Genomic DNA, 14,886 nt, shown 5'->3' with positions numbered 1-14,886 from the left:
TCAATATTTTATTCAACTTCAGTTGTGTTAATATTATCTAAATTCAAGTCAAAGAAAAATTCAACCCCATTTACGGTGTTTCTTACTCCGAAGGTACTATTATGTTGTGTAAGCATTTGCTTAACAATGGCAAGGCCAAGGCCACTACTTCCTTCAGAACGGCTTCTCGCCTTATCAACTCTGTAAAATTGAACCCAAACTTTTTCTAAATCATCCTTTTGCAAGAAAGCACCTGTGTTTTCGATGGAGAATAAAGCTTTGGTGCTATCAACACCTATAAATATATTTATATTTTCATTTTCGTTAGTATACTTTATAGCATTAGTTATGAAGTTTGTTATAACACTTTCTATCTTAAATTCATCACCAATTACCATGATAATATTTTCATCAGAATAAGATTTGTTTATTTTTAAATTTTTTTCTGCAAAAGTGTTTGAGTATTTAAATAGTATTTCGTTAGTAAGAGATATTATATCAAAGGTATCTATTTGAAGTTTGTTGCTATCTGATTCAAGTCTTGAGAGTTCAAGCATATCCATAACCAACTTATTCATTTTATTAGATTCATCAATTATTATATCTAGGTATATATCCTTAGCCTCTCCATCAACAATATTATCCTTTAATCCTTCTGCGTATCCTTCGATAATTCCTATTGGAGTCTTTAGTTCATGTGAAACTCCCGCAATAAAATCTTTACGAATTTTTTCCAGTTTACGTTCTTTCTCAATATCAGCCTGTAATTTTTGGTTTTTTGTTCTCAAGTCAGTTAAAGCATTAGATAAGTTTTCTGATAGAAAGTTAAGCGTTTTAGCAAGATCGCCTATCTCATCTTCTCTATCGGATATACATTTTTCAGTGAAGTCCATGGAAGACATCTTACGAGCAACCTTATTAAGCCTCTTAAGTGGTTTTGATATTAAATCTGAGTATATAAAGGATAGTATAAGACCTATAAAAATCAAGGCAACAAAAATGTATTTATAAAACTGTCCTATTATTGAAGAGGCTTCTTTAATGCTCTGGAAAGAATAAACCGTTATTAATATTGAGTCGTTTTTCGTGTTAATAGACATAGGTGTTATTACTACTATATGTTTTATATTGTGCTCTTTATTGTCATAAACTTGGCTTAAAGTTTTTCCTGAACTAAAGATATCAGAAATATTGTCTGGGCTAATAAGCGAATTAAAAATGCTACTTGTTACATCTAAACTTTGATCTGAACCATACATAGGGAGCCCATTTGACGAATAAATACCTGCCTGAGCACTGGTACTGTACTGTAAATTGTTTAATCCACTGATTATCGCGTTTCTGTTTGTGGTACCTGAGTATGAAGTTTTAAAGTTTTCCACACTAGCTACCAGTAGTTTCATTTTTTTATCAGTATAAAAGCGCTCAAAGAAAAACATCTGAAATAAAGCAGCTGCAACCATTAAAGCTATTATTAGCCCAAAGGTGATTACGAAAATTCTCTTTGATATACTTTGCTTCATTCTTTCACCTCAAACTTATATCCACTTCCTCTAACAGTAGTTATGAACTCAGATTTATCCAAAAGTTTTTCTCTTAATCTTTTAATATTTGTATCTACAGTTCTTAAATCTCCATAGTAATCAATCCCCCATACACTATCTAAGATCTGATCTCTTGTAAGAGCAATACCTTCATTGGAAACTAAGTAAATCAATAGATCAAATTCTTTTGGTGATAGGTTTATAGTTTTATCGTAAACCATAACCTCATGTGAAATCTTATTTATCTTTAGACCATCATAGTCCATTATATTTGTATCAGTTTTATTACTAGTTCTTTTTAAAAGAGCTTTTACTTTAGCTACTAAAACCTTTGGGCTAAAAGGTTTTGTTACGTAATCATCTGCCCCAAGCTCATAGCCTAATAATTTATCATCTTCCTCACTACGAGCAGTAAGCATTATTATAGGAGTTGTAGAAACCTCACGTATTTTTTTACATACCTCGAACCCATTAAGCTCTGGCATCATTATATCTAGAATCACTAGGTCAATTTTTTCTTCAGAATATATGTTCAATGCTTCTTTACCGTTCTTTGCTTCAAATATTTTAAAGTTCTCTTTTAAAAAATAATCCCTTAAAAGAAATCGAATTCTTATTTCATCTTCGACAATAAGTAATGTTAAACCCATAATTAAACCTCCTTGAAACTATTACAATTTCATTATACCTAAGAAATGTGTCAATATATAGACAATGAATCTATTTATTCAAATTAATATTATAATTGAGTTTATATTGATATTATTATAAAATGTATAGATAAAGATGTACCAATTCAACTGGGAACAACTTTCAAAGCTCTTCTGAAATCAGAGAAGAAAGGTTGAGGACATAAATTTAATATGAAGTGGTGCATTTAAAAATGTATCAAGAAGGTTCGATTTAGAATTGCTAATATTACTTAAATATAAAATTGAGCGTTAATGAGAAATGGAGATTTTTAATGTATAAATTGAATTTAGACAGTAAGGCTACGAAGCTTAACAATGGGCTTAATGTAATAACCATAAAGAAAGATACACAACTTGCTTCTATAAATGTAGGGGTGAAGGTTGGTTCATTAAATGAGGGAGTAAATGAAAAAGGTGTGGCTCATTTCATTGAACATATGTTATTTAAAGGAACTAAGACAAGAGATAATAAAACATTGAATGACCAGTTGGAGTTCTTAGGTGGGGAGTATAATGCATATACTGATTTTTGTTCTACCGTGTATAGTGTGACTTGTCTTCAAGAGGAGATTGAGAAAGCAATAGAACTCCTTGGAGATATGGTTATAGAATCAACCTTTGACAAAGATGAACTGGAGAAGGAAAGAGGGGTCATCCTAGCTGAAATAAAAACCAGTAAAGATGATATAGAAGATTTGAGTTTCAAGAGAATTAATGAAATTGCTTTTGAGTATAGCCCTTTAAGATATGAGATAAGTGGAGACGAAGAAAGTGTAAGTAGGTTTACTAAAGGAGATTTACTGAGTTTTTATAGGAAATTTTATACTCCAGATAATACTACAATAACAATTGTTTCATCTTATGATCATGAAGAAGCTATATCAATTATTTCTAAATTCTTTGGTGCGTGGAATGGCACATTAAATCATATAGATGAGATAGAATTTGAAAAAAATAAGGAAGTTACTGTAACTACGTATAAAAGGGATATAGAGTTAAGTACTATAACATATTTATATACTTTAGATAATATAGATAAGGATGAAGAATTAGCTCTAAAGATTCTTAATCACAAATTTGGTGAAAGTGCTAATTCTATACTTTTTAGAGAGCTTAGAGAGGAAAGAGGACTTGCGTACGATATATATACTAATTTAGATTTAGGTAATGATATTAGAACTTTATATATATTTACTTCAGTTGAAGATGAGAATATCGAAGAAGCTCTTAATGCAATAAATGACTGTATAGACAAGATAAAAACAGAGGAGATTCCTTTTCCTAAGAGTACCATAGAACTAATGAAAAAGGTTCATAAAACTGCAGTGGTATCTACTCTAGATGATAGTTCTGAGCTCTCAAATTATGTACTTAATCAAATTCTTGAAGAAGAACCAATAGATGAATTTATACATGATATGGAAAGACTTAATCATATCGAAAATATAGATTTATATGATATTGCAAGAAAGGTTTTTAATAACCCTACAATTCATATTTTAAGATCAGATGCAGATAAGGAAGCAGAGGATATAGATGAGTAAAATCACTGGTATAGAGGTACAAAAAAAGAATCCTAAAAGAGTAAATATATTTATCGACGAAGAATTTTCTTTTGGATGTGATGCAGAGTTAATTTATAGATATGGACTTAGAAAAGATGAAAAAGTTGATGTAGAGAAAATCAAAACAATAATCGAAGAAGAAGATTTTATTAAATGCAAGAATGCTGCATTAAAGACCATTGAAAGAGCTTATAAGACTGAGAAAGAAATAAGGGATAAATTAATATCGAAAGCTTTTCCAGAAAATTTGATAAAGAGAACATTAGAATTTTTAAAAGAATATAATTTCTTAGATGATAAATTATATACTGAAATGTACTTAAAAGATAAGATTGGAAATCAGGGTAAAAATAAAATTTATTATAGTTTATTAAGAAAAGGTGTTTCAGAGGAACTATTAAAGGATAAAATAAATAATGTAGATACAGAAAGAGAAGAAGAAGGTGCCTATATATTATGTAAGAAAAAGTACGATTCGTTAATAAAGAGAGAATCGGACACATTAAAAATATCACAAAAACTATTTAGGTTTATGGCATCTAAGGGATATGAATTTGAAATGATTAATAGATTGATAAAGAAGGTAATGAAAACTGATCAATTTATGGAGTAGATGATTATGAATTTTAATACTACAAATCTTATACTAATAGCTGTGTTTGTGATACCTGTAATTGCAGGTTTTATAAACAAATTTAGTTCAGAAGATGCTATGGAAGAGATCCTTGATATAGAAAAAAGTATTGCTTTATTTTTATCAATAGTTCTTGCTGTAATCTATTGTTCTAAACAAGAATTATTACCTAAAATAGTAGATTATTTAAGTAGCTTATCAGATTACTTAGATACTATCTTAAACGGATATAGGCAGATAAGCTATTATGCTGTGTTTTTGATTATAATTTATTTGGTATATAATATAATATTTATTTTAATAAGAATATTCAATAGGTTCACGGTACAACCATTCATAAATACCTTAAGTAGGTATTCTCAAAGCAAGGGAAATGTGTTTAGAGGATTCGTTGGAGCCATATTTGCATTGCCGAGAGCTATTATATTTTTAATAATTATCTGTATATCTTTGAACTTTATAAACTACCTTAATTTTCCTAGTGAAGTAAAAAAATCAATCAACGGAAGTGCTATATATAAAACTATAAGCAAAAATGTAATAAACCCGATTACAACTTCTCCTATAGTGAAAGAGATACCAAGAGTCTTAAATGACTCACTTAAAATAAAGGTAGTAAAAGTTGATGAAAATCAAAATAATAAAAATAGTAGTAAGAGCACAAATGCAAGAGAAGTAATTTATTATAATGGGGTAACATTAGATCAGGGGATTAAATCAAATGAAACAATAAATCAGGAGGCTTTAAAACTTACTAGATTTAAAAGCAGTGACAAAGAGAAAGCTAAGTCGTTATATTCCTGGATTGGTACAAACATAGAGTATGATGATAATAAAGCTAATGAAATACTAAGCAATAACTTTAGAGTACAGTCTGGAGCTATACCTACTTATGAAACAAGGACTGGAATTTGCTTTGATTACTCATGTCTTTATGTTGCAATGGCAAGAGCTGCTAACCTTAAGGTTAGATTAGTTATTGGGCAAGGATACAACGGGGAACAATGGGTGAATCATGCATGGAATGAAGTTTATATAAGAGAAGAAAATCGTTGGATAACAGTAGATACTACTTTTTATAAAGCTGGAAATTATTTTGATTCTAAAAGATTTTATAACGATCATAAAATAGAAAAAGTTGCAGGAGAATGGTAAAAAGCACCTAACTTTAAGGTGCTTTTTTGTATTTATTAACAATTAAATTAATTGCTTTTTCACAATCCTTATCGCTGTTATCTAATGCCCATGCCATATTGAAATAGCGTAGTGCTTTTTGAGGACTATTAATCATAGAATAACAATAAGCTAAGTTAAAGAAATATTTAGCATCTAAATTTAAGTCAATGGCTTTAGAAAGCATATCAATTGCCCTTGAGAAATCCTTGAGCTTTATATAACAAACACTTGCATTGTAGTAGGAATAAGGCTCGTTATCTTTTTCTTCTATAGCTTTGATATAATAGGAGAGGGCTTCCCCATAATTTTTATTGTTATAAAGTTCATTACCTTTAACAAAACTACTCATAAAAATCCTCCAATACTTTTACAACAAATGTAATTAATCTCTTTAATAATTATTGACATAGGCTATAAGAATATTCATGTAAAAAAATATTACTTACATAATTAACAAAAATATTTTATAATATAATAATGATATTATTTATATTACTTATTATTATTAGTTTGGAGATGAGAATATGACAAAGTTTCATATGGGACTTGATGTTGGTTCTACAACTGTTAAGATGGTGTTGCTAGATAACAGAGACAACATAGTCTATAGCAAGTATAAGAGGCATTTTTCAGATATAAGAAGTACTATAATAGCACTTATAAGAGATGGCTATAAGCATGTAAAAGACGTCGATGTTACTGTAAATGTAACCGGTTCTGGTGGACTTTCAGTTTCCAAATGGCTTGATATAACTTTTATACAAGAAGTAATTGCATGTACTAAAACCGTAGAAAGCTATATTCCTGAGACAGATGTTGTAATTGAGCTTGGTGGAGAAGACGCTAAGATAACATATTTTGATGGTAATTTGGAACAAAGAATGAATGGAAGCTGTGCAGGTGGAACTGGTGCGTTTATAGATCAGATGGCATCACTTCTTAAAACCGATGCAAGCGGTTTAAATGATATGGCTAAACAGCACTCTGTTATATACCCTATAGCAGCAAGATGTGGGGTTTTTGCAAAAACAGATGTACAACCATTATTGAATGAAGGTGCTAGAAAAGAAGATATAGCAGCTTCGATTTTCCAGGCAGTAGTTACTCAAACTATTAGTGGACTTGCTTGTGGAAAACCAATAAGAGGAAGGGTAGCCTTCTTAGGAGGACCGCTGTACTTTTTATCAGAGCTTAGACAAAGATTTATAGAAACTTTAAATTTAACTGAAGAACAGGTAATATTCCCTGAAAATTCGCAGCTATTCGTCGCGATGGGAGCAGCTTTATCATCTAAGGAAGATAAACTAATATCTTATAAAAAGTTATTAGAAAAAGTTAGTGAGATAAAGACTATGCAAACCACTGAGATAGAAAGATTAGCACCGCTTTTTGCAGATCAGAAAGATTATGATGATTTTAAAGCAAGACATGATAAGGCTACAGCAAAGAAAAGAGATTTGGATAGTTACTCTGGTAAGGCTTATCTAGGAATTGATGCGGGATCAACAACTACTAAAGTGGTATTGATTAGTGATAATAATGAGATACTTTACTCCTATTACGGAAGTAATCAAGGTAGTCCTTTAAATAGAGTTATAGGTATATTAAATGACTTGTATTCAAAGCTTCCGGCAGATGTTGAGATTGCGAATTCTACTGTTACTGGTTATGGAGAAAGCTTAATTAAGGCAGCTCTTCATATCGATATAGGTGAAATAGAAACAATAGCTCATTATAAGGCTGCGGAGCATTTCTTACCAGGTGTTGATTTTATATTAGACATCGGTGGACAGGATATGAAATGTTTTAAGATTAAGAATGGCGTAATAGATAGTATCCTACTTAATGAAGCTTGTTCATCAGGTTGTGGATCTTTTATAGAAACCTTCGCTAACTCTTTAAATATGGAAATAGCTGATTTTGCTAAGGAAGCTGTTTTATCTGAACAGCCTGTTGACCTTGGTTCAAGATGTACAGTATTTATGAACTCAAGAGTTAAACAAGCACAAAAAGAAGGGGCTTTAGTTGGAGATATATCTGCTGGACTTTCTTATTCAGTAATAAAAAATGCAGTTTTCAAAGTTATAAAGATAAGAGATCCTAAAGAATTAGGCAAGAAGATAATCGTTCAAGGTGGTACTTTCTATAATGATGCAGTGCTTAGAGGTTTTGAGCTTCTTTCAGAAAGAGAAGCTGTTAGACCTGATATAGCAGGTCTTATGGGAGCTTTTGGAGCTGCTATAATAGCTAAGGAAAGATTAGAAGAAGGAAGAAAAACAACACTTCTTGAAAAAGAACAATTAGAAAGTTTTACTATAGATACTGATTTGAGAAGATGTGGACTTTGTGGAAATAACTGTCTTTTAACTATTAACAAATTCTCTACAGATGAAGAGTACATATCGGGTAATAGATGTGAAAGACCATTAGGTAAAGATAAAAAGAAGAATGATATACCAAATTTATATGATTATAAGCTTAAAAGAACTTTTAGTTATAGACCACTTAAAAAGGATGAAGCAAAGAGAGGTACTATAGGAATTCCTAGGGTACTAAATTTCTACGAAAATTATCCGTTTTGGTTCACAATGTTGACAAAGCTTGGTTTTAGAGTTGAATTATCACCAATTTCATCAAAGAAAATTTATGAAATGGGTATAGAATCAATACCTTCAGAATCAGCTTGTTATCCTGCTAAAATAGTTCATGGGCATATAGAGGCATTAATAGAAAGAGGAATAAAGAATATATTCTATCCAAGTGTTGCCTTTGAACAAAAAGAGTTTAAAGAAGCTAACAACAATTATAATTGTCCTATAGTTACTTCATATCCAGAAGTAATAAAAAATAATATGGACGTTATTAAGGAAAAAGATATAAACTTTATGAATCCTTTCTTCTCACTGAACAATAAAGAAAGACTTTATAAGAGAATTGAGGACGAGTTTAAGAGCTTTGGAGTAACAGCTAATGAAGCAAAGGAAGCTATCGATGCTGCTTGGGAAGAAAGAGAGCAGTATAAGAGAGATATTCAAGCAAAGGGTGAAGAAGTACTGGAATACTTACAGAAGACTGGTAAGAAAGGAATAGTACTTGCTGGTAGACCATACCATATAGATCCTGAAATAAATCACGGTATACCAGATGTTATTACAAGCTTTGGAATGGCTGTTCTTACTGAAGATAGTGTAAGTCATCTAGGAAAAGTCCAAAGACCACTTAGAGTTGTAGACCAATGGGTTTATCATTCAAGATTATATTCAGCTGCAAGCTTTGTAGCTACTCAAGAAAATCTTGAATTAATCCAGCTTAATTCTTTTGGATGTGGGCTAGATGCAGTAACAACTGACCAAGTGCAAGAGATTTTAGCAAGTGATGGTAAGATATATACAGTATTAAAGATAGATGAAGGAAATAATTTAGGAGCTATTAAGATAAGAATAAGATCATTAAAAGCAGCTTTAGAGGAAAGAGAAAGAAATGGGTATGTTCCACACAAAGAAGATACAAGCTATCATACAGTTCCTTTCACTAAGGAAATGAGAAAGACTCATACAATTTTAGCTCCACAAATGTCACCAATACATTTTGAGTTAGTGCAAGAAGCTTTTAATGCAAGTGGATACAATATGGAGGTTTTACCTTCCACAGATAAACAAGCTGTTGAAGAAGGATTAAAATTTGTAAATAATGATGCTTGTTATCCATCAATAATAGTTGTAGGCCAAATGATACATGCCCTTAAATCAGGTAAATATGATCCAAATAACACTTCAGTTATAATAACTCAAACTGGTGGTGGATGTAGAGCAACTAACTATGTTGGTTTCTTAAAGAAAGCATTAAGAGAAGCAGGATATCAAGGGATTCCTATAATTTCTTTAAATGCAGTAGGATTAGAACCACAACCTGGATTTAAGATAACTCCAAAACTTTTAGACAAAGCACTTATGGCGTTAGTATATGGAGATCTTTTAATGAGGGTTCTGTATAGAGTGAGACCTTATGAAAAAGTTAAGGGGTCGGCTAATGCGCTATATGAAAAGTGGAATAAGCTAGCTAAAGAAAATGTTATAAAAGGTGGACATAGATTATTTAAGAATAATGTCAAGAATATAATAAGAGAATTTGATGATTTTGATATAACTGATGAAGTAAAGCCAAAGGTTGGAGTTGTAGGAGAAATACTTGTTAAATTCCACCCAACGGCTAACAATGATGTGGTAAATCTTCTTGAAGCTGAAGGTGCTGAAGCTGTTGTACCAGATTTGCTTGATTTCTTCTTCTACTCAGCTTATGACCAAGACTTTAAGTCTAAGTACTTATCATTTGGTAAGATGGGAAGAGAAATATCTAATGCAGCTATATGGTTTATGGAGAGATACAGAAACACAATGAAGGAAGAACTTGCTAGAAGTAATAGATTCTATCCTCCAAAGCATATTAAAGAATTAGGAGAACTTGCATCAACAATATTATCTCTTGGACATCAAACAGGAGAAGGTTGGTTCCTAACAGCTGAAATGCTTGAACTCATAGAAAGTGGAGTTAATAATGTAATCTGTATGCAGCCATTTGCGTGCCTGCCAAACCACGTTACAGGTAAAGGTATGATAAAGGCTATAAGGCATAAATACCCTATGTCAAATATAACTGCAATAGATTATGATCCAGGTGCTTCAGAAGTTAATCAGTTAAACAGAATTAAATTAATGCTTTCTGTAGCCTTCAAAAATCTTAAAGAAAATGAAGAAATAAAGAAAGAAGTATTTGAAGAAGTAGCAACAAGTAAAAAATAATATCTCAATAGTTGACAAAATATGATGTTGTAATATAATATTACTATAATTTATATGTAAAAGCTTTGAAAAAGAGGAGTAAAGGCATAGAACATAATAAGAGAGAAAAATCCGTAGGCTGTAAGGTTTTTCGTATGGTGTGCTTTGAAGGTAGCTTTTGAGCTTCTCTGCTGAATAAAGGAAATTAAATAAATGCTAAGTTATAGTTTTATATTTACTGTAGTAGATATAAAAACTTGGTAGCTTGAATATAATTCCTTAAGTAGGTAGAGACGGTAGCGATATCGTTAAAGGTTAAAGAGCTCTTAACTTAGGTTGAGAGAAAAAAGGTGGTACCGCGAGTCTTCGTCCTTTTATGGATGAAGGCTCTTTTTTTATTTCTATTTAAAAGACTTATCACCATTAGTTCGCTGCTAAAAATTTGTAGATAATATGGAATTTTGAAATCAGAAGCTAAGATATGTGGTAAAGCTTTATACAATAACATTTAGAAAAATTATTTACCGGGAAATTAAGGAGGAACTTAGATGCTAGAAGAAAAGAATATTGCAACTACCTATAATCCAAAAGAATTTGAAGAAAGACTTTATAATACTTGGGAGGAAAAGAAATACTTTACTCCAGAAGTTGATGAAAATAAAAAGCCATATACAATAATAATGCCGCCACCAAATATAACTGGTAAGCTTCACTTAGGTCATGCACTTGATAATACTCTTCAAGATATGCTTATAAGATTTAAGAGAATGCAAGGTTTTAGTACTTTATGGCTTCCAGGAGAAGACCATGCGAGTATAGCTACTGAAGTTAAAGTAGAGAATGAATTATTAAAGCAAGGCCTTAAGAAAAAGGAAATGGGAAGAGAAGCTTTCCTTGAAAAAGTTTGGGAATGGACTGATGAATACAGAGAAAGAATAAGAACTCAGCTTAAGAAGATGGGATGTTCTGCTGATTTTACAAGAGAAGCATTCACAATGGATGAAAATCTAAATAAAGCTGTAAAGCATGTATTCGTAAAATTGTATAATGAAGGTCTTATATACCAAGGAAATAGAATAACTAACTGGTGTCCAAAATGTCAGACTGCATTATCTGACGCAGAAATAGAATATGAAGAGCACGAAGGAAACTTCTGGCACATTAAATACCCAGTTAAAGATTCAGGTGAATTCTTAGAAATTGCTACAACAAGACCAGAAACTCTACTGGGAGATACAGCAGTTGCAGTAAATCCTAGTGATGAGAGATTTAAACACTTAATAGGAAAAACTTTAATACTTCCATTAGTAGGTAGAGAAATACCAGTAGTAGCAGATGACTATGTTGATATAGAGTTTGGAACTGGAGCAGTTAAGATAACTCCAGCCCATGATCCTAACGACTATGAAGTTGGAAAGAGACACAATCTTCCACAAATTAGAGTTATGGATGATAAAGGTACTATAAATGAATTAGGTGGCAAATACCAAGGTTTAGATAGATATGATGCTAGAAAGCAAATGGTTAAGGACTTAGACGAGCAAGGTCTTTTAGTAAAGATTAAGCCTCATACTCACAATGTAGGAACTCATGATAGATGTAGCACAGTTATAGAACCAATAATATCAAAACAATGGTATGTTAAGATGGAATCTTTAGCAAAGCCAGCAGTAGATGCTGTAAAAGAAAAGAAGACAAAGTTCATACCTGAAAGATTTGAAAAGACATACTTTAACTGGATGGAAAACATTCAAGATTGGTGTATATCAAGACAATTATGGTGGGGACATAGAATTCCAGTTTGGTATTGTAAGGATTGTGGAGAGCTAATAGTTTCAGAAGGAACTCCAACAACATGTTCAAAATGTAATTCAGAAAGCCTTTACCAAGAAACAGATGTGCTTGATACTTGGTTTTCATCAGCACTATGGCCTTTCTCAACACTTGGATGGCCAGATAAAACTGATGATTTAAAATATTTCTATCCAACAAGTACTTTAGTTACAGGTTACGATATTATCTTCTTCTGGGTAGCAAGAATGATTTTCTCAGGTATTCATAACATGGGAGAAGTTCCATTTGAAAATGTATTAATCCACGGAATCATAAGAGATTCTGAAGGTAAGAAGATGAGTAAATCTCTTGGAAATGGTGTAGATCCATTAGATGTAATCGAAACTTACGGTGCAGATGCTTTAAGATTTATGCTTGTAAATGGTAATGCACCAGGAAATGATATAAGATTCTTCCCAGAAAAAGTTGAATCTGCAAGAAACTTTGCGAATAAGATCTGGAATGCTTCAAGATTTGTTATGATGAATCTTGATAGAGAGCTTATGGATAAGTATAAAGATTGTACTGAATACAGCTTAGCAGATAAATATATTCTTTCAAAGCTTAATACCATAGTAAAAGAAGTAACTGATAACATCGAAAACTTTGAACTTGGTATTGCACTTCAAAAGATATATGACTTTATGTGGACTGAACTTTGTGATTGGTATATAGAGCTTGCAAAACCAGTTTTATATGGTAATGATGAAAAGTCAAAGGGAGTTGTATACAATGTATTATTTAAGGTGCTTACAACAGGATTACAACTTCTACACCCAGTAATGCCTTTTATAACTGAAGAAATATACACTCACTTAGATGCAGAATATGAATCAATAACAATATCAAAGTGGCCAGTATATGAAGAAAATCTTCATGATGATATAGCAGAAAAAGACATGACTTTAATAATTGAGACTATAAAGGCTCTAAGAAATGTAAGAGCGGAAATGAATGTACCACCATCTAGAAAAGCTAAGGTTATCGCTTATATTGGGGATGAAAGTAAAAGAGCTTTCGAAAATGGAAGCTCATATATAGAAAAGTTAGCTTCTGCTTCAGAAGTAGCATTTATTGCAGATAAGAAAGAAGTTCCTGAAAATGCTGTATCAGTTGTAGTTCAAGCTGGAGAGTTATTTATGCCTCTACTTGACTTAGTTGATAGAGAAAAAGAATTAGAAAGATTAAATAAAGAAAAGACTAAGCTTGAAGGCGAAATAACAAGAGTTGAAAAAAAGGTAAACAATCCAGGCTTTGTTAATAAGGCACCTAAGGAAGTTGTTGATGCTGAAAGAGCTAAGGGAGAGAAATATAAAGAAATGCTAGAAGCAGTACTTGCAAGAATTAGTTCATTATAATAGGTGGCGTTCTTATGAATTATGATGAAGCTATAAAATATATAACTGAAACTGCAAAGTTTGGAAGTAATTATGGCTTAGAGAGGACTGAGAAGCTTTTAGAGCTTCTTGGCTCTCCTCATAAAAAGCTGAAAGCAATCCATATAGCAGGTACAAACGGAAAAGGGTCAACTACATCAATGATAACTTCAATTCTTATGGAGGCTGGGTATAAGGTAGGAATGTACACTTCTCCGTATATCGAGGAGTTTGAAGAGAGAATCCAGATTAATAAAAATAATATACCTAAAGCTGATTTAGCAAAAGTAGTTACTGATGTTAAAATTGCTGTAGATGAAGTGATTAGACTTGGATATGATAGTCCTACGGAATTTGAAATAATAACGGCAGCTATGTTTAAATATTTTTATGATGAAAATGTAGATTATGCTGTAGTAGAGGTTGGTCTTGGTGGAAGGTTAGATTCTACCAATGTTGTAACTCCAATGCTTTCTGTAATAACTTCAATAAGTTTTGATCATATGAATATTCTAGGAGATACCTTAGAAAAAATAGCATATGAAAAGGCTGGCATAATTAAAGAAAATGTTCCATTAGTTGTTTATCCATTAGTGGATGATGCGATGAAAGTTATTGAAAAAATAGCTAGTGAAAGAAATGCTAAGATATATAAGGTAAATAATCAATGGGCAGAGCTTATAGAACCAAAAGAAGAAAATAATTTCCAAAGTGTTTTAATTACAACCGATAGTGAATCCTATAATATTAAATTGTCTCTACTTGGTAAACACCAATTATTAAATTGTACAGTTGCTATAAAGGCTATTGAAATACTTAAAGAAATTGGTGTTTCTATAGAGAATCAACATGTATTAAATGCATTAGCTAAGGTAACCTGGAGTGGAAGAATGGAAGTTATGAACTCTTCACCTTTAGTTGTTATTGACGGAGCACATAACATAGATGGGATCACCAAACTGGTTGACAGTATAAACACATATTTTAAGTATAATAAACTCAAAGTTATAGTTGGGATACTAGCGGATAAACAAGTAGAAGCTATGATAGATAAGATAAGCACTATAGCTGACTCTGCAATAGTAACTACCCCTCATAATGATAGAGCTGAAGCGTCTACTGTTATCAAAGAATTACTTGATAAAAAAGGTATACAGTCAGAGATAGTTGAAGATTATAGAGCTTCTTTTGTCAAAGCTTTTACTTCTTCACAAAAAGATGACTTAATACTTGTGTGTGGCTCGCTATATATGATAGGTGATATGAGAAAAACCATAAGATCTGTTTTAAAGGAAGTACTCTAAGAGGA

General features: G+C 31.7%; 9 protein-coding genes and 1 other annotated feature. Of the genes, 6 read left to right on the top strand and 3 right to left on the bottom strand.

The features are described from left to right. Positions 1-8: 8 nt before the first annotated feature. Together J3477_RS05520 and J3477_RS05515 are read right to left on the bottom strand one after the other, a co-directional pair. Positions 9-1,502: a sensor histidine kinase gene (locus J3477_RS05520; RefSeq protein ID WP_206868606.1), complete on the bottom strand. Its 1,494-nt coding sequence runs from the start codon at positions 1,500-1,502 to the stop codon at positions 9-11. Then, positions 1,499-2,173, bottom strand: a complete 675-nt coding sequence (locus tag J3477_RS05515; protein ID WP_206868605.1) for a response regulator — start codon at positions 2,171-2,173, stop codon at positions 1,499-1,501. The genes J3477_RS05520 and J3477_RS05515 overlap by 4 nt, the downstream gene beginning before the upstream one ends. Positions 2,174-2,487: 314 nt before the next feature. On the opposite strand from J3477_RS05515, the gene J3477_RS05510 reads away from it, so the two are divergent. From J3477_RS05510 to J3477_RS05500, 3 genes are read left to right on the top strand one after another with little or no spacing between them, the layout of a single operon-like run. Then, a complete protein-coding gene (locus J3477_RS05510; protein WP_206868604.1) occupies positions 2,488-3,759 on the top strand; it encodes a M16 family metallopeptidase in 1,272 nt (423 codons plus the stop codon). Further along, the gene (gene recX / locus J3477_RS05505; RefSeq protein ID WP_206868603.1) at positions 3,752-4,393 is read left to right on the top strand and encodes a recombination regulator RecX; all 642 of its coding nucleotides are present in this window, start codon (positions 3,752-3,754) and stop codon (positions 4,391-4,393) included. The genes J3477_RS05510 and recX overlap by 8 nt, the downstream gene beginning before the upstream one ends. 6 nt (positions 4,394-4,399) lie before the next feature. Continuing rightward, positions 4,400-5,569: a transglutaminase-like domain-containing protein gene (locus J3477_RS05500; RefSeq protein ID WP_206868602.1), complete on the top strand. Its 1,170-nt coding sequence runs from the start codon at positions 4,400-4,402 to the stop codon at positions 5,567-5,569. 13 nt (positions 5,570-5,582) lie between these two features. Here J3477_RS05500 and J3477_RS05495 read toward each other — a convergent pair whose 3' ends face one another. After that, positions 5,583-5,939 carry a tetratricopeptide repeat protein gene (locus tag J3477_RS05495; protein WP_206868601.1) on the bottom strand — a complete coding sequence of 119 codons (357 nt, stop codon included), beginning with the start codon at positions 5,937-5,939 and terminating at the stop codon, positions 5,583-5,585. Positions 5,940-6,114: 175 nt separating this feature from the next. Between J3477_RS05495 and J3477_RS05490 the strand changes: the two genes are divergently transcribed. From J3477_RS05490 to J3477_RS05480, 3 genes are all read left to right on the top strand, one after another. Continuing rightward, positions 6,115-10,389: a 2-hydroxyacyl-CoA dehydratase gene (locus J3477_RS05490; RefSeq protein ID WP_206868600.1), complete on the top strand. Its 4,275-nt coding sequence runs from the start codon at positions 6,115-6,117 to the stop codon at positions 10,387-10,389. A gap of 56 nt (positions 10,390-10,445) precedes the next feature. Further along, positions 10,446-10,745: a binding site (T-box leader), on the top strand. 171 nt (positions 10,746-10,916) lie between these two features. Further along, positions 10,917-13,559, top strand: coding sequence for a valine--tRNA ligase (locus J3477_RS05485; RefSeq protein ID WP_206868599.1), 2,643 nt, complete (start codon positions 10,917-10,919; stop codon positions 13,557-13,559). A 14-nt stretch (positions 13,560-13,573) separates the two neighbouring features. Next, on the top strand, positions 13,574-14,881 hold the full coding sequence (locus J3477_RS05480) for a bifunctional folylpolyglutamate synthase/dihydrofolate synthase (RefSeq protein WP_206868598.1): 1,308 nt from the start codon (positions 13,574-13,576) through the stop codon (positions 14,879-14,881). Positions 14,882-14,886: the final 5 nt, after the last annotated feature.

The sequence above is a fragment of the Clostridium zeae genome, assembly GCF_017312485.1.
Taxonomy (GTDB): domain Bacteria; phylum Bacillota; class Clostridia; order Clostridiales; family Clostridiaceae; genus Clostridium_AR; species Clostridium_AR zeae.
The sequence above is the reverse complement of the archived record's forward strand: the minus strand, read 5'-3'. Positions and strand labels throughout refer to the sequence as shown.

Excerpts from the sequence above, each read along its gene's own strand:
- J3477_RS05500 (WP_206868602.1), top strand. The coding sequence starts at position 4,400 with ATGAATTTTAATACTACAAATCTTATACTAATAGCTGTGTTTGTGATA.
- J3477_RS05520 (WP_206868606.1), bottom strand. The coding sequence starts at position 1,502 with ATGAAGCAAAGTATATCAAAGAGAATTTTCGTAATCACCTTTGGGCTA.
- J3477_RS05480 (WP_206868598.1), top strand. The coding sequence starts at position 13,574 with ATGAATTATGATGAAGCTATAAAATATATAACTGAAACTGCAAAGTTT.
- recX (WP_206868603.1), top strand. The coding sequence starts at position 3,752 with ATGAGTAAAATCACTGGTATAGAGGTACAAAAAAAGAATCCTAAAAGA.
- J3477_RS05485 (WP_206868599.1), top strand. The coding sequence starts at position 10,917 with ATGCTAGAAGAAAAGAATATTGCAACTACCTATAATCCAAAAGAATTT.
- J3477_RS05510 (WP_206868604.1), top strand. The coding sequence starts at position 2,488 with ATGTATAAATTGAATTTAGACAGTAAGGCTACGAAGCTTAACAATGGG.
- J3477_RS05495 (WP_206868601.1), bottom strand. The coding sequence starts at position 5,939 with ATGAGTAGTTTTGTTAAAGGTAATGAACTTTATAACAATAAAAATTAT.
- J3477_RS05515 (WP_206868605.1), bottom strand. The coding sequence starts at position 2,173 with ATGGGTTTAACATTACTTATTGTCGAAGATGAAATAAGAATTCGATTT.
- J3477_RS05490 (WP_206868600.1), top strand. The coding sequence starts at position 6,115 with ATGACAAAGTTTCATATGGGACTTGATGTTGGTTCTACAACTGTTAAG.